The sequence below is a fragment of the Citricoccus sp. K5 genome, from assembly GCF_902506195.1.
Classification (GTDB): Bacteria; Actinomycetota; Actinomycetes; order Actinomycetales; family Micrococcaceae; genus Citricoccus.
The window spans coordinates 1505575-1521116 of the sequence record NZ_LR732817.1; the positions used below are offsets into that span (position 1 = coordinate 1505575).

Genomic DNA, 15542 nt, shown 5'->3' on the forward strand with positions numbered 1-15542 from the left:
TGTGTTCGTCCCCGCCCTACTTCTTGGCGCCGGTCTCGGAGCCAGCGCCGTCCGACGACAGCGCGGCGATGAAGGCCTCCTGAGGGACTTCCACGCGGCCGACCATCTTCATGCGCTTCTTGCCCTCCTTCTGCTTCTCCAGCAGCTTGCGCTTACGGGAGATGTCGCCGCCGTAGCACTTGGAGAGCACGTCCTTGCGGATGGCGCGGATGTTCTCGCGGGCGATGATGCGCGAGCCGATGGCCGCCTGGATCGGCACCTCGTACTGCTGGCGCGGGATCAGCTCCTTGAGCTTTCCGGTCATCATCACGCCATAGGCGTAGGCGTTGTCCTTGTGGGTGATGGAGCTGAACGCGTCCACGGTCTCACCCTGGAGCAGGATGTCCACCTTGACCAGGTCGGCGGTCTGCTCGCCGTCGGCCTTCCAGTCCAGCGAGGCATAGCCCTTGGTGCGGGACTTGAGCAGGTCGAAGAAGTCGAAGACGATCTCCGCCAGCGGGATCCAGTAGCGGATCTCCACGCGTTCCTCGGAGAGGTAGTCCATGCCCTTCATCTGGCCGCGCTTGCCCTGGCAGAGCTCCATCACGGAGCCGATGAACTCGCTGGGGACGATGATCGTGGCCGACGCCATGGGCTCGGCGACCTCGTTGATCTTGCCCTCCGGGAACTCGGACGGGTTCGTCACCGTGACGACCGTCTTGTCCTCCTTGGTGACCTCGTAGACCACGTTCGGGGCGGTGGAGATCAGGTCCAGGTTGAACTCGCGCTCCAGGCGCTCACGGATGATCTCCAGGTGCAGCAGGCCGAGGAACCCCACGCGGAACCCGAAGCCGAGGGCCACGGAGGTCTCGGGCTCGTACACCAGGGCGGCGTCGTTGAGCTTGAGCTTGTCCAGGGCATCACGCAGCACGGGATAGTCGGAGCCGTCGATCGGGTACAGCCCGGAGAAGACCATCGGCTTGGGATCCTCATAGCCACCGATCTGTTCCTGCGCCGGATTGCCGGCACCCGTGACCGTGTCACCGACCTTGGACTGGCGGACGTCCTTGACACCGGTGATGAGGTAGCCCACCTCGCCCACGGAGAGACCCTTGGAGGGTTTGGGCTCCGGGGAGGACACGCCGATCTCGAGGAGCTCGTGGGTGGCCCCCGTGGACATCATCCTGATCTTCTCGCGCGGGGACAGCTTGCCGTCCACCACGCGGACATAGGTGACCACGCCCCGGTAGGTGTCATACACGGAGTCGAAGATCATGGCCCGGGCCGGGGCGTCCGGCTTGCCCGTGGGAGCGGGGACAGCCTCCACCACGCGATCGAGCAATTCTTCGACCCCGACGCCGGTCTTACCGGAGACCCGAAGGATGTCCTCCGGCTCGCAACCGATGAGTCCCGCGATCTCCGCGGCATACCGGTCCGGATCGGCAGAGGGCAGGTCGATCTTGTTCAGCACGGGGATGATGGCCAGCTCGTTCTCCATGGCCAGGTAGAGGTTGGCCAGGGTCTGTGCCTCGATGCCCTGGGCCGCGTCCACCAGCAGGATGGCGCCCTCGCAGGCCGCAAGGGACCGGGACACCTCGTACGTGAAGTCCACGTGCCCCGGCGTGTCGATCATGTTGAGCGTGAAGTCGGTGCCGTTGAGGCTCCAGGGCATGCGCACGGCCTGCGACTTGATGGTGATGCCACGCTCACGCTCGATGTCCATCCGGTCCAGGTACTGGGCCTTCATGTCCCGCGGCTGGACCACGCCGGTGGACTGCAGCATGCGGTCCGCCAGGGTCGACTTGCCGTGGTCGATGTGCGCGATGATGCAGAAATTCCTGATGACCGCGGGATCGGTGGCGGCGGGCGCCGGGGCGTTGCTCGCCATGGGCGACACGGGCATCTTCCTTCAACTCTGACGACAAGGGCGGGTCAGCCCCCTGGAACCAGCGGGAGCCTGATCCTCCATTCTTCCACGTTTCCGCGGCGATGGCGGCCCGGCATGACCACCGGTTGTTACCTTGTGGCCATGGCTTTGAACTTCAACCAGCTCCTGTCCATCGGCCGCAGGGTGGCACGCATCGCCCGGCAGGTGCAGCGGCAGTCCCCGCCGCGCAACCGCAGCGGCGGACACGCCAGCGGTCCGGGCGGCCTCTCCGACTACCCCGGTGATTTCCACGGCCGTGCCCAGGTGTCATACTCCCCCGTTCCCGGTCCGGAGGCCGGTCCGGGTGAGATCGTCTGGACCTGGGTGCCCTTTGAGGAGCTGGACGGCCGGGGCAAGGACCGCCCGGTCCTCGTGGTGGGCCGGAACGGTGGCCACCTGCTCGCCGCGCAGCTGACGAGCAGGGACCGCAACAACGCCGCGTCCCGGGATGCCGACTACATTGATATCGGTGCGGGCCCGTGGGATCCACAGGGCCGGAACTCCGAGGTCAAGCTGGACCGGATCCTGCAGGTCAATCCTCGCGACGTCCGCCGTGAGGGCGGCGTACTGGACCAGCGGGTGTTCGAGACCGTGTCCCAGGGGCTCCGGGACCGCAACGGGTGGTCGTGATAGACTAACCAGCTGTGTGTCCGCGCAGGTCGACGGGCACTCCCGGAACGGCTCAACAGGTATCCCCACGCCGCTCAGTCGCCGGATTCGGGATTACCCCTCACCGACCACGTCAGAAGACAACAGAAAGACCTTTCCTTGGCAAACATCAAGTCCCAGAAGAAGCGCATTCTCACCAACGAGAAGGCCCGCCTGCGTAACAACGCGGTGAAGTCCGAACTGCGCACCGCCATCCGCGCCGTGGACAAGGCCGTCGCCGCGGGCGACCAGGCCGCCACCACTTCCGCCGTCGCCCTGGCCAGCAAGAAGCTGGACAAGGCTGCCAGCAAGGGTGTCATCCACAAGAACCAGGCTGCCAACCGCAAGTCCGGTATCGCCAAGCGTGTGAGCAAGATCGAGGCCTGAGCCTCTCAGATCTGGCCCGGCCCCTGATCGGCGCCGCGGCACCGAAGCCCCCGTCCTGATGGACGGGGGCTTCGTGGTTAACGACTACCGCCGAGCGGTTCGTGATGAAGGACTACCGTCGAGCGGTCAGGGCAATCCGGGTGACGGCCCGCTCGACCGCATAGTCGGCGTCCTTGGACAGGCCCTTGGCCTCAGCGTCCGCCTGGGCCACCCACTCGATCGCGGCCGCAATGGTGGCGGGGTTCCAGAACCGGACGGTCTCGGCCACGCGCTTGGCCTGCCAGGGGGCCATGCCCAGCACACCGGCGATCTGGCCCTGGCCCACGCGAGCATCCACGATCCGGGCGATCTGGCGCGTCTTCATGGCGAGTGCGCCGGTGATGGCCGGCGCGGACACCCCCGTGGCCAAGGCATGGCGCAACAGGGCGGTGGCCTGCCCGGCCCGCCCCTCGATGGCGGCATCGGCCACCCGGAAGGCCGTGGCCTCCACCCGGCCGCCGTAGTAGCGGTCCACTACCTGACTCGTGACGGTGCCCTCCGTGTCCTCGGCCAGCTGCTGGCAGGCGGCCGCCAGATCGGTGAGCGAGCCACCGGCGGCATCGAGCAGGGAACGGACCGCTTCTGCATCGATCGAGCGGCGCCGGGACCGGAACTCGCCCTGGACGAAATCGGACTTTTCGGCATCGGACTTGATCGGTTGGCAGTCCACGAGAACACCGGCGGCGGTGACGGCATCCAGCAGCTTCTTACCCCGGTTGCCTCCCGTGTGCCGCAGGATCAGCGTGACGTCCTCCGCCGGACTCCCGACGTAGTCGAGGCAGTCCGTCAGGAACGCCTCGTTCATGTCCTGGAGTCCCTCCACCTGCAGGATCTTGGCTTCACCGAACAGGGAGGGACTGGCGAGGACGGAGAGCTGGCCGCCCTCATAGTCGGCGGCGTCCAGGCGGTGGACCTCGAGGCCCGGGTCCTTTTCCCGCAGAGCTGTGCGGGCCCGGTCGACCACCCGGGCGGCGATGAAATCCTCGGGACCCTTGAGCAGCATCATCGGGGCCGGGCTCACAGTGCGCCAGTCTGCTCCGGAACTCGTGGATCGTCGGCTTCGACTCGGTGCGGGCATGGTTGCCATCCTATCCGCCACCGCCCGCCGGCCGGGTGCCGGAGACCTCTGGCGCGCGGGCCCCGGTGAGGGTGGGCACCAGCTCCCCGTCCCGCAAGGACACCACCGTGGTCCCGTGCTGGTCGGTGCGGATCACCGGCCCGTGCCGCTCCAGCTCTCCGATGACCGAGGGGTGCGGGTGGCCATAGCCATTGTCCCGGCCGACCTGCACCACGGACAGCGCCGGGTCCACAGCCCGCACCACGTCCAGGCCCCCGTTGCGGGCACCGTGGTGGGCCACCTTGAGCACGTCCACGGCCTCCGGCAGCACGTCCTGGCCCAGCAGTGCTCGGCTGGCCTCCTCCTCCATGTCCCCCGTCAACAGCACGGTGTAGTCACCCTCAGGGGTGTGCACGGTGGCGGTCATCTGCAGCGAGGCATCGTTCTCGTTGCCCGCCTCCGGGTCCGCTTCCAGCACGGTCCAGTCCACCCAGTATCCCGACGCCGGCCGGTCGCCGGCCCGGCCCGTCTCCCCGGGGACCGGCTGCCGGGCACCGGCGGGGACGCCCGGGCCGGGCGTCGACTCCATCGTCGAGTACAAGACCTCGATGGGGCTGCAGCAACCAACGATGTCCGCTGCGGCCCCGGCATGGTCCTGGTGCAGATGGGACAGCACCAAGAGGTCCACCCGGTCCACCCCGATCAGGTCCAGGCAGGTGGTCGCCGCGGCAGGGTCCGGCCCCGTGTCCACCACCATGGCGGCCCGTTCCCCCGTCCGCAGCACGAGCATGTCCCCCTGGCCGACATCACAGGCAGCCAGGGACCAGTCGTCCGGCAGGGATCCGGAGGGCGGCGCGATGACCAGTCCGAGCTGACTGCCGGCGGCCGCGCAGACCGTGGTCCACGCCGCGGCGAGAGACCAGCGGAGCTGGCCGACCGGGGCCGGGCGTGGCCTGCCGTGCACACCGAGGCGCCGGACCCGGGCCGGACGACTGCGTTCCCACCGCATCAGCAGCCACAGGAGGGCGAGGGCGGCGGCCACGTGCATCGACACGAGGCCTGCGCCCAGGGGCCCCTCCGGCCACGCATGGAGCGCGCCCGGCCAGCCGGAGACCTCGGAGGCGATCCAACCGATCCCGGCGGCGGGCCAGCCCACCACCCAGAAGACCGCGGCGGCGAGTCCGGGCCACGGCACGGCCAGGGCGGCGGCGAAGGTGCCGGGCACGGTGACGAACGGGACGAGCGGCGCCGCCAGCAGGTTGGCCGGCACCGAGTAGGCACTGAACTCGCCGGTCATTCCGACGAGGATGGGCTGGCAGGCGACCTGCGCCGTGACGGTCACGGCGAGGGCGGCGCTCAGGATCCCAGCCACGGGACCCGGGAGCACGCGGCGGAGGACGGCGGTGAGCCACTGCTCCACCGGACGGGCCGCCAGCACGATGCCGGCCGTGGCCGCCAGAGAGAGCTGGAAGGCCGGTTCCCCGGCGAGTCCGGGTTGCCAGCACAGCAGCACGCAGGCTGCCAGGCACAACAGGGGCAAGGCCTGGCGGCCCCGGCCGAAGAACACGGCCCACGCCCCGAGGGCCCCCATCACGGCGGCTCGGATCACCGAGGGCTCGGGGCCCACGACGATCACGAAGACGACCAGCACCCCGAGGACCGCACCGAGCACGACCGGGCGGCGGACCCGCACCGACCTCAACGCCATGGTGACGGCGCCGGCGATCAGCGTACAGTTCGCCCCACTGACGGCTGAAAGGTGACTGAGGCCAGACGTCTTCATGGACTCGTCCAGCGCCGGCTCCTGCGCGGACCGATCGCCCAGGATCAACCCGGGCAGCAACTGCGGCGCCGTGCCGACAGTCCCGGCAGCGGCCTGCTGCACGGCCGCTCGGACGATATCCCGTCCCGTGGGCGCTCCGTCCAGGCCTGGCACCCCGGTGTCATCGGAGCAGGATCCGGCCTGCGGCGCGGTGGAGGCCCGGGCGAACACCGTGCCCCGCTCGGCCTCCGGCGACGCGGTGAAACAGACCGCCGCGCCAGACTCCATCCCCTCCCAGTGACTTCCACCGGACACCACCACCTCCGCACCGCCCGGAATCTCACGGGACGGGTGCCCGAACGCCTGCACGGCCACCGTGAGGTGCCAGCTGTCGCCGAACGTCCCGGTACGCAGGACCGCCGGCCCGGCGGCTTCGCCCGACAGCCGCAACGGCCGTTCGGCGGCCACCGCATCCTCCCAGCCCGAGTCGCGGACCGGTGCACGATCGCCCACGGCCTGGACGGCGGCGACGGCCGCGATCCACAGGGCAATGGCGGCCAGGGCCGTGATGGCGATGGTTCGGCCGTGGCGACGGGCCGGGTGTCGGGCCGGGGCCTCCCCCGGTCTAAGACCCTGATCCGGAATCTGAGCCTGACCCTGACCAGTGGCCTGGCCCTGGCCCTGACCCTGACCCTGACCCTGACCCTGACCAGAGGATGCCCACATCATCAGGCCGGTGGCCACGAGCGCCGAGAACGCCAGCACCCACGGCAGCACGAGGGCGGCGTCGTAGGGAATCTGCGGTATCGCCAGACAGACCGCCAGGGTCAGCACCACGGCGGGGACCAACCGGAGGTCGACGGCCGCCGGAACGCTGCCCCGGGCCTGGACCATCACCAGGTGACCAGGCCGTCCAGGCGCTCCATCATGGCCGGTCCGATCCCTGACACGGCGTCCAGATCCTCCAGGGAGCCGAACGGCCCCACCTGATCCCGGTGCTCGACGATGCGTCCGGCCAGGGCCGGGCCGATGCCGGGCAGCTGCTCGAGGGCCGTGACATCCGAAGTGTTCAGGTTGACGGCTCCCGCGGCCTCCGGACCGACGCCTGAACCACCGTTCGCCCCTTCACCGGGGAGAGGAACGCCGGCCCCGGCCGCCCCGGCCGCTCCCCCGGCCAGACCGTCCGGGCCGGGCACGAGGATCTGACTGCCGTCCACGGCGGGGGCGGCCAGGTTCAGCAGGTCCAGCGCGGCGTCGACGGTGGGACCCCCGGCGGCCTGCAGGGCATCGTCGACGCGGGCGCCGGCCGGCAGGCCCACGAGGCCGGGGTCCTGGACCTCCCCGGCCACATGGACGGTGACGGTTTCCTCGGTTCCAGCCCGTCCGGCGTCGGACCCAGATGACGACGCGCGATCCTCGGTGCCCTGGCCCGGTGGCGCAGTTGCGCCCGGACTGGCAGCACCTGCCGCCGGACCGGGAGGAGCGGGGTCAGCCGAGCCTGGCGGGGAGTCCTCCACGGAGGTCGCCACGGGAGCACCCGGACCACCCGGTCCGGCCGGTGATGTCAGCCAGCCGACCGCCCACCACGTCCCCGCGACGACAGCCAGGAGCAGCACCGCCGAACGGACCACGCGGGTTCGCCACAGGGGCGCCGGCGGCGGTGGTTCCTCCCAGTCGTCCTCATCCGGATCACTGAGCGGGTGGTTGTGGCGTCCCATGGGTTCCACCCTGACCGCCGGCGGGTGGGCCCGGCAGAGACAGGGCCGGCCGCTGGGGACGGCTCGCGGCTAGTGGTGTCGCTGTGCAGGAGCCATCGGGTTGAGCGTGACCCCCAGGACACCCAGGCCCAGATGGGCGGCCAGCACGGCCGGGAGACGGATGACCGGCACCGGCATGGCGGAGAGGCCCTGCAACCGTCCGGCGAGCTCGTGGGCGGCGGGCTCGTTGCCGAACCCGTGGACGGCGATCCGCTCGCCCCGACCCTCCGACCCGGACACGAACTCCTGTGTCAGCTCCACGAGCCGCTCGGTGGCCCGGGCGGAGGTCCTCGGGCGGTCCACGAGGGAGACGATCCCGTTGTCCAGGGTCAGCACCGGCTTGACGTGGAGCAGTGTCCCCAGCAGCCCCGCCAGGGTACCGATGCGCCCGCCGCGCCGCAGTTGGTCCAGATTGGGCACGGTGAAGAAGACCCCCGCCTCCTGGGTGGCCTCGTCCACGTCCTCCAGCAGTTGCTCCGGCGCCAGGCCGAAGCCGGCCGAGATCACCGCGTCCAGCACCGCGGTCCCGAGGGCGAACCCGCTGAGGTGGGAGTCCACCACGGTCACCGGGATCAGGGCGTCGCGCCCCGCGAGCCGTGCGGCCTCCACGGTGCCGGACAGCTGCCCCGAGATGTGGATCGAGATGATCTGCTCGAAGCCGGACTCCGCCAGTTCCTGGTACACCGCGCTGAAGGAGCCGGGCGAGGGCCGGGAGGTCTTGACAGCGGTGCCCGCCGCCAGCGCCAGGGGCAGCTCACGCATCAGCTCTGCCGTGCCCTCGGCGTGAATCTGCTCGCCCACCATGACGGGCATGGGCACCTGACGCAGTCCTTTGGCCAAGGGGTGCGCCAGCAGTTCAGCGGGGATGGAGGCCGAGGAGTCGGTGACGATCGCGGTACGGCCCTTGCGGGAGGGCGGCAGACCGAAGCGGACCCAGCCCGACTGCGTGCTGCGTACCTGCCGGATGTGCATGAGCATGGCGCTCTGCCACTCGGCCAGATCGGCCATGCCCGCTCCTTCCGCTAGGTCCCGCTCAGTCCCACTGCGTCCCGCTCAGTCCCGACGGGACCTCCCGGGTCATCCAGGCCCGGCCCGCGGTCCGCCGGCTGTCTTCAGACGACGATATTGACGAGCTTCGGCTCGCGCACGATCACCTTGCGTATCTCGGCACCGTCCAGGGATCGTTGCACGGCCTCGGAGGCCAACGCCAGCTGCTCGAGGTCGGCGGCGGAGATGTCCACCGGAACCTCGAGACGATCGCGGACCTTGCCCTTGACCTGCACGACGGCGGTAGCGGTCTCCTGCACCAGCAGCGCCTCGTCCACGGCAGGCCAGCCCGCACGCGCCACCGATGGCTCGTGGCCGAGCTTGGCCCACATGTCCTCAGCGGTGTACGGCGCGAACAGGCTCAGCAGGATGGCCACGGCTTCCACGGCCTCGCGGACAGCCGGGTCGCCGGCCCCCTGGCCGGGTGCTCCGGGCGTCCCGTCTATCGCCTTGCGGACGCCGTTGACGAGCTCCATGGTGCGGGCCACGACCACGTTGAACTTGTGGTCGTCCAGCAGCCGGGCTGCGTCTGCCACCGTGCGGTGGGTGAGCTGGCGCAGGGACCTCTCGCCGCCGTCGGGATCCGTGCCCGCGGCCGCACCGGAGGACTCCACGTCCTGGGCCAGTCGCCAGGCGCGGGCCAGGAACTTGGCCGAGCCACCGGGTGAGACGTCCGCCCAGTCCACATCGTCCTCCGGTGGGGAGGCGAAGATCATGGTCAGGCGGACGGCATCCACGCCGAAGGTGTCCAGCTGCTCGCCCAGGTCCACGCCGTTGCCGAGGGACTTGGACATCGCCTTGCCGCCGTTGAGTACCTGGCCCTGGTTGAGCAGTGCCTTGAAGGGCTCCGTGAAGGAGATCAGGTCCATGTCATACAGCGCCTTGGTGAAGAAGCGCGAGTACAGCAGGTGCAGGATGGCGTGCTCCACGCCGCCCACGTACTGCTCGACGGGCAGCCACCGGTCCGCGGCGGCACGGTCGAACACCTGGTCGTCGTCGTTCGGGGAGGCGAAGCGCATGTAGTACCAGGACGAGTCCACGAAGGTGTCCATGGTGTCGGTATCCCGCCGGGCGGCCCCGCCACAACGGGGGCAGGTGGTGTTGACCCAGGATTCGATGCCGGCCAGCGGAGACTTGCCCTTCGGGGCGAGCTGCTCGCCGGCGACGTCCTGCGGCAGCAGGATCGGCAGCTGATCCTCGGGGACCGGCACCTCGCCGCAGTCGGGGCAGTGCACGATCGGGATGGGCGCGCCCCAGAAGCGCTGGCGGGACAGCAGCCAGTCCCGCAGCCGGTAGTTGACGGTGCCTCGGCCGGTGCCGCGCTCGTCCAGGATCTCGATCGCCCGCGAGATGGCCTCGGCCTTGGCCAGTCCGTCCAGCTGGCCGGAGTTGACCAGCGTGCCGTCCCCGGTGGTGGCCGTCCCGGTCACCGCCGGATCCTCCTCACCGGTGTCCAGGACGCGGCGGACGTCCAGGCCCATGGTGCGGGCGAAGTCGAGGTCACGCTGATCGTGCGCCGGGACCGCCATGATGGCACCGGTGCCGTAGTCGGCCAGAACATAGTCCGAGGCCCACATCGGCAGCCTCTCACCGGTGAGCGGGTTGACAGCGTGACGGCCCAGGAAGACGCCGGTCTTGGAGCGGTCGGTGGCCTGGCGTTCGATCTCCGAGACGTTCTTGAGCCCCTCGCGGTACGTCTCGAGCGCCTCGCGGTGCTCGGCGTCCACGAGCTCCAGGGCGAGGTCCGCGTCCGCGGCGACCACCATGAAGGTGGCGCCGAACAGGGTGTCCGGGCGGGTGGTGAAGACGGTGATGTCCCGGCCCGGCTGGCCGTCCTGCCCCGCGGTGGCGGCGGTGGGCTCCACCCGGAAGTCCACATGGGCCCCCTCGGAGCGGCCGATCCAGTTCCGCTGCATGGCAAGCACGCGTTCGGGCCAGTGGCCCTCGAGCTGCTGCATGTCCTCCAGCAGGCGGTCCGCATAGTCGGTGATACGGAAGTACCACTGGTTCAGGGACTTCTTCGTGACCGGGGTGCCGCAGCGTTCGCAGGCGCCGTTGACGACCTGCTCGTTGGCCAGCACCGTCTGGTCCTTGGGGCACCAGTTGACCGGCGAGTCCTTGCGATAGGCCAGGCCTTTGGCGTGGAACTGCTGGAACAGCCACTGGGTCCACCGGTAGTACTCGGGGTCCGAGGTGTGCAGTTCGCGTGACCAGTCCGCCGAGATCCCATACCGCTGGAAGGAGGACTTCTGCGTGTCGATGTTCTTGTAGGTCCACTCCGCCGGGTGCGCGTTGCGCTTGATCGCGGCGTTCTCGGCCGGCAGCCCGAAGGAGTCCCAGCCGATGGGGTGCAGGACGTCATAGCCCTGCTGCATCCAGTACCGGGCCACCACGTCACCCATGGCGAACGCCTCGGCATGGCCCATGTGCAGGTCTCCCGAGGGGTACGGGAACATGTCCAGCACGTAGCGGCGCTCCCGGGAGCCGTCATCCAGCGGCGCGAAGGTGCGGTGCTGCTCCCAGTAACCGCCCCAGCGCTCCTCTAGCGCCGCGAACGAGTACTCCTCGGTCTCGTCCTGCTGGGGAGTACCTTGCGCTGGCTGGCTCACGGAGGTCCTGTCCTTAAATGTGGTGGTCGGAGAACGACGCCGGCCCGGTTCCCCGGGCGGTCGACGCGCCTATCCATCGTACTCCGGCGGGCCGTTCGACTCTGAATCCGGGACCGCTGCCTGACCGGTGCCGTTCAGCCCTGCTCGGCCCATCCGAGGGACCGTTGGACGGCCTTGTCCCATTGGCCCAGGAGGCGATCCCGTTCCGAGGAGGACAGTGCGGGCTCCCACCGCCGGTCCTCCCGCCACAGCCCGGCCACCTCGTCGAGGTCCCGCCAGAGTCCGGAGGCCAGGCCGGCCGCATGTGCGGCCCCGACCGCGGTGGTCTCCACGAGTTCCGGACGCACCACGGGCAGGCCGAGGATGTCCGCCTGGAACTGCATGAGGTGGTCATTGACGGTCATGCCGCCGTCCACCCGCAGCTCCTCAGGCCGGTGGCCGGCGTCCGCGACCACGGCCTCGAGGACGTCCCGGGACTGATAGGCGGTGGCCTCCAGGGCCGCCCGGGCCAGGTGGCCGGCCGTCGCGAATCCGGTGAGTCCGGCGATGAGTCCGCGGGCGTCCGGCCGCCAGTACGGCGCGTACAGACCGGAGAAGGCCGGCACGAAGAACACCCCGCCGTTGTCCTGGACCGTGGCGGCGAGGGATTCCACCTCGGCCGAGCTCCGGATGATCCCGAGGTTGTCCCGCAGCCACTGGACCAGCGACCCGGCGACTGCCACCGAGCCTTCCAGGGCGTAGTAGGCGGGTCCGTCCTCCAGCTGGTAGGCCACCGTGGTGACGAGACCGTGGTCCGAGATCTCCGGCGTCGTGCCGATGTTCTGGAGGAGGAAGCAGCCGGTGCCGTAGGTGTTCTTCACGTCTCCGCGGTTGAAGGCCGACTGGCCGAAGGTCGCGGCCTGCTGGTCGCCGAGGATGCCGCACACCGAGAGGCCGCTGAGAGGTTCGGCGCCGATGATGGTCCCGAATTCCCCCACGGAAGGGTGGATCCGCGGCAGCATGCCCGCCGCCAGCTCGGGATCGATCCCGAACAGTCCGGTGAGGTCGTCGTCCCAGTCCAGGGTCTCCAGATCCATCAGCAGGGTCCGTGAGGCGTTGGTGACGTCCGTGGCATGGACGCCGCCGTCAGGGCCGCCCGTGAGGTTCCACAGCAGCCAACTGTCCATGGTGCCGGCCCGCAGGCGGCCACTCCGTGCCAGCTCGCCGGCCTCCGGCACGTTCTCCAGGATCCAGCTGATCTTGCCGGCCGAGAAGTAGGACGCCAGGGGCAACCCGGTCCGGGCGCGCACGGCGTCCTCGTGCCCGTCCGCCTTGAGCCGGTCCATGAGCGCATCCGCCCGGGTGTCCTGCCAGACGAGCGCCCGGTGGACCGGACGCCCCGTGACCGCGTCCCACAGGACCGTCGTCTCGCGCTGGTTCGTGATCCCGACGGCGGCCACATCCGAAGTGCGCAGGCGGGCGCGGGTGAGGGCGAGGCCGGTGAGTTCGCGGGTGTTCTCCCAGATCTCCACCGGGTCGTGCTCGACCCATCCGGGGTGCGGAAAGAACTGGCGGTGTTCTCGTTGTGCGCTGGCCAGGACGGAGCCGTCCTCAGCCATGACGACCACCCTCGTCGAGGTGGTGCCCTGGTCGATGCTGATGACGGCACGGCGCGAGGCCATGGCCGTGGAGACGTCGCTGGTGGCTGGCTGCATGTCGGAAGCCTATCCACCCCCGCTCGTCCAATCCGGGTGCAACGGCGGAGCAGCACCGAGGACGCCGGCGAAAAGCTGGTTAACCTGAGGGGGTGAGCACTCCCCCGCCGACGGTCACCGCACGCCCCCTGCCCATCCGCCTCCGTGATCGCGTGGTGGTCCCCCCGGCACCCCGGGACACCTCGGTCATCACGGGCTTCTCCGCACGGACCCCGGAGCGGATCATGGTCGAGGTCCCGGACCCCGTGTCCGGCCGGCCCACGCCATTGGCGGTGTGGCACTACGCGGTGGAGTCACCGGCCGGCGACGCGCGTGTCGCCCAGCCCACCGCCGAGTCCGGCGGGTTCGGCGGGTTCGGCGGGTTCGGCGGGGACCGGACGCCGATCGTGGCCCTCCACGGGTTCCGGGGGGACCACCACGGACTGGCCCTGCTGGCGGACTGCCTGCCGGGCCTGGAGATCTTCCTTCCCGAGCTGCCCGGCTTCGGCCATTCGCCGGCCTTCCCGGACGCCCCGCACACCGTCGCCCACTATGTGACGGTCCTCGGCAGCGCCGTGGACGCACTCGGGCTGGTGCCGGGAACCTCCGCCGGCCGGCGGGCGGCCGTCCCGCCCTCCCATCTGCCCCGGCCGACGCTGCTGGGACACTCCTTCGGCTCCGTGATCGCCGCCCAGCTGGCGGCCGCCGACCCGGAGCGCTGGGACGGCCTGGTGCTCCTCAACCCCATCTGTGAACCCGCCCTGGCGGCGGACGATTCCACCTCCAAGGTCCTGATGTCCCGCATCGCGGAGGGCTATTACGAGGTCTCGGCGGCCCTGCCCGAACGGCTCGGGAGCGCCCTGCTGTCCTCGCCGCTCGTCGTCTGGATCACCGGGACCGTCATGGCCAAGACCGCGGACCGCCACACCTTGGCCTACCTGCACGACCAGCACCAGAACTACTTCTCCGCCTATGACCACCGCCAGGTCCTCGTCGAGGCCTACCGTGCCTCCACCACGGGGTCGGTCCTGGACGTGGCCGAGCAGTTGCGGCTCCCGGTGCTGCTCGTGGCCGGCGCTGACGACGAACTGGGCTCCGTGCGCGGACAGAAGAAGCTTGCCCGCCGCATCGGCAGGGCCTCCCCCCGCGCCCAGCTGGAGATCCTCGACGGAGTGGGTCACCTCATCCACTACGAGCGGGCGCCCGAAGCGGCCACGCTGATCTCGGCGTTCCGGGCGGAGCTCGGCCGGACCTGACCGCGGCACCGCAACTCTTCCTCCGGGCCGTCACCGTCCGGAACGGTACGTGAGCTTCCGGAGCAGGACCTCTGCGGGCCCGCGCCGGCCCGAGCGCTCCAGTGCATACGCCGCCACGACGGTGAGTGACCAGGTGGCGATGGCCACCACTGCTGCGGACCAGCTGGACAGATGCGCTCCCAGGCCGAACCCCCAGGCGGCCAGCAGGGGGATGAAGAGCACCGACTGCGCGAGGTAGCCACTCAGCGAGCGGCGTCCCAGTGCGACGACGGCCTGCACCGGGACGAGACGGTCAAGGCCTCGCTGCGCGAGTGCCTGGGCGACGAGGCCGAACAACGCGACATAGCCGATGCCCTGGCCGATGCCCGTCAGGAAGTGCAGGGGCGAGAACACGCTGCCCCCGGTGGCGGAGACGATGCCGCTGTGCTCCAGGACCAGCCCCACGCCGCCGAGCACGCCACAGGCGATGCCGAGGACCGCGAGACGACGCAGGAGAGGCAGGTGGCGTTCCGGTTCCTCCAGGATCCGATGCCGGGCGGCCAGCAGCCCGGCGAGGAAGGCGGTCGGCAGCGCCAGGGTCAGGAGGCCGGAGGCCAGACCGAGCACCCACATCCCGGTGCGATACAGCGCCGAGAGCACATAGTCGGGCTCGGCCATACTCAGCCGCTGCAGATCGGCCGGAACCACCCCGGCCGCAGCGGTGGGCGCCAGGAGCACGCCGAGGGTGGAGATGAGCGCCCCGAGGGCGGAGAGGGACAGCAATACGACGATCCAGACGCGCAGCGTGCGGTCACTGCGCCCCAGGAACAGCGGCACGAGTATCAGTCCGAGCAGGCCATAGGTGCCCAGGATGTCCCCCTGCCACAGCAACACCGCATGCAGCGCCCCGAACACGATCATCCACCGGTGTCGGCGTCCCAGCAGGCGGCGCACCTGCGGCTCACCGACCCCGCGGGCACGCTGTCTCGAGTACATCTGTCCGATCCCGTAGGCGAACAGGAACGCGAACATCGTGTGGGTGCGTGCATCGACGGCGATGATCGTCATCACCTGGGCCCAGCGATCGACGGCGCCTCCCACGATGGGATGCATGCCCGAGACGCCCGCCGGCAGGTGGTACAGGAACCACGGAACGTGGGCGAGGGCGATGAACAGCAGCATCAGGCCGCGGGCGAGATCAGGGGCCAGCGCGCGGGCACTGAGCGGGGTGGTGGTGGCTCGTTCTGGCGGTTGGGGCAGGGTGTGGGCGCTCACGGCGCCTGAAGGGTCATTCACTGCAGTCCTCCACGTTCTGGAGCGGTGGGAGCCATGCTGATCACCGCCGTCCGGTACACTGTGCTAGCTCCAGAGAACAATGTAGCACAGCGTACCGGTACGGCGTACTAGTGATGGTGGGTCCTG

At 70.0% G+C, this 15542-nt stretch carries 11 protein-coding genes; 3 read left to right on the forward strand and 8 right to left on the reverse strand.

Translation table 11 applies throughout. The features are described from left to right. Window positions 1–16: 16 nt before the first annotated feature. Window positions 17–1876, reverse strand: coding sequence for a translation elongation factor 4 (gene lepA / locus BOSE125_RS06755; protein WP_159551136.1), 1860 nt, complete (start codon window positions 1874–1876; stop codon window positions 17–19). Between the two features lie 132 nt (window positions 1877–2008). Here lepA and BOSE125_RS06760 point away from each other — a divergent pair, with 132 nt between their 5' ends. Together BOSE125_RS06760 and rpsT are read left to right on the forward strand one after the other, a co-directional pair. Beyond that, window positions 2009–2536 carry a type II toxin-antitoxin system PemK/MazF family toxin gene (locus tag BOSE125_RS06760; RefSeq protein ID WP_159551138.1) on the forward strand — a complete coding sequence of 176 codons (528 nt, stop codon included), beginning with the start codon at window positions 2009–2011 and terminating at the stop codon, window positions 2534–2536. 138 nt (window positions 2537–2674) lie between these two features. Beyond that, a complete protein-coding gene (rpsT, locus tag BOSE125_RS06765) occupies window positions 2675–2941 on the forward strand; it encodes a 30S ribosomal protein S20 (RefSeq protein WP_159551140.1) in 267 nt (88 codons plus the stop codon). A 112-nt stretch (window positions 2942–3053) separates the two neighbouring features. On the opposite strand, the gene holA is transcribed toward rpsT, so the two are convergent. From holA to glpK, 6 genes are all read right to left on the reverse strand, one after another. Next, complete coding sequence (gene holA, locus BOSE125_RS06770) at window positions 3054–4067, reverse strand: DNA polymerase III subunit delta (protein WP_371300575.1); 1014 nt, start codon at window positions 4065–4067, stop codon at window positions 3054–3056. A gap of 1 nt (window position 4068) precedes the next feature. Next, complete coding sequence (locus BOSE125_RS06775) at window positions 4069–6693, reverse strand: ComEC/Rec2 family competence protein (protein WP_236558152.1); 2625 nt, start codon at window positions 6691–6693, stop codon at window positions 4069–4071. Continuing rightward, window positions 6693–7517 (reverse strand): ComEA family DNA-binding protein, encoded by an 825-nt coding sequence (locus BOSE125_RS06780; RefSeq protein ID WP_159551146.1) that lies wholly within the window; start codon window positions 7515–7517, stop codon window positions 6693–6695. Before BOSE125_RS06780 ends, BOSE125_RS06775 begins: the two co-directional genes overlap by 1 nt. Before the next feature lie 69 nt (window positions 7518–7586). Next, window positions 7587–8564, reverse strand: coding sequence for a DegV family protein (locus tag BOSE125_RS06785; RefSeq protein ID WP_159551148.1), 978 nt, complete (start codon window positions 8562–8564; stop codon window positions 7587–7589). A gap of 104 nt (window positions 8565–8668) precedes the next feature. Next, window positions 8669–11212: a leucine--tRNA ligase gene (leuS, locus tag BOSE125_RS06790; RefSeq protein ID WP_159551150.1), complete on the reverse strand. Its 2544-nt coding sequence runs from the start codon at window positions 11210–11212 to the stop codon at window positions 8669–8671. 134 nt (window positions 11213–11346) lie between these two features. Beyond that, the gene (gene glpK / locus BOSE125_RS06795) at window positions 11347–12906 is read right to left on the reverse strand and encodes a glycerol kinase GlpK (protein WP_236557855.1); all 1560 of its coding nucleotides are present in this window, start codon (window positions 12904–12906) and stop codon (window positions 11347–11349) included. A gap of 92 nt (window positions 12907–12998) precedes the next feature. On the opposite strand from glpK, the gene BOSE125_RS06800 reads away from it, so the two are divergent. After that, a complete protein-coding gene (locus tag BOSE125_RS06800) occupies window positions 12999–14141 on the forward strand; it encodes an alpha/beta fold hydrolase (protein WP_236557856.1) in 1143 nt (380 codons plus the stop codon). Window positions 14142–14171: 30 nt separating this feature from the next. On the opposite strand, the gene BOSE125_RS06805 is transcribed toward BOSE125_RS06800, so the two are convergent. Then, entirely contained in the window at window positions 14172–15395 is a 1224-nt protein-coding gene (locus BOSE125_RS06805; protein WP_201301154.1) for a DUF418 domain-containing protein, read from the reverse strand. Window positions 15396–15542: the final 147 nt, after the last annotated feature.

Bases quoted from the DNA above. Each gene is read 5' to 3' on its own strand.
- BOSE125_RS06760 (WP_159551138.1), top strand. From the start codon at position 2,009: ATGGCTTTGAACTTCAACCAGCTCCTGTCCATCGGCCGCAGGGTGGCA.
- holA (WP_371300575.1), bottom strand. From the start codon at position 4,067: ATGGCAACCATGCCCGCACCGAGTCGAAGCCGACGATCCACGAGTTCC.
- BOSE125_RS06775 (WP_236558152.1), bottom strand. From the start codon at position 6,693: ATGGTCCAGGCCCGGGGCAGCGTTCCGGCGGCCGTCGACCTCCGGTTG.
- BOSE125_RS06780 (WP_159551146.1), bottom strand. From the start codon at position 7,517: ATGGGACGCCACAACCACCCGCTCAGTGATCCGGATGAGGACGACTGG.
- BOSE125_RS06785 (WP_159551148.1), bottom strand. From the start codon at position 8,564: ATGGCCGATCTGGCCGAGTGGCAGAGCGCCATGCTCATGCACATCCGG.
- glpK (WP_236557855.1), bottom strand. From the start codon at position 12,906: ATGCAGCCAGCCACCAGCGACGTCTCCACGGCCATGGCCTCGCGCCGT.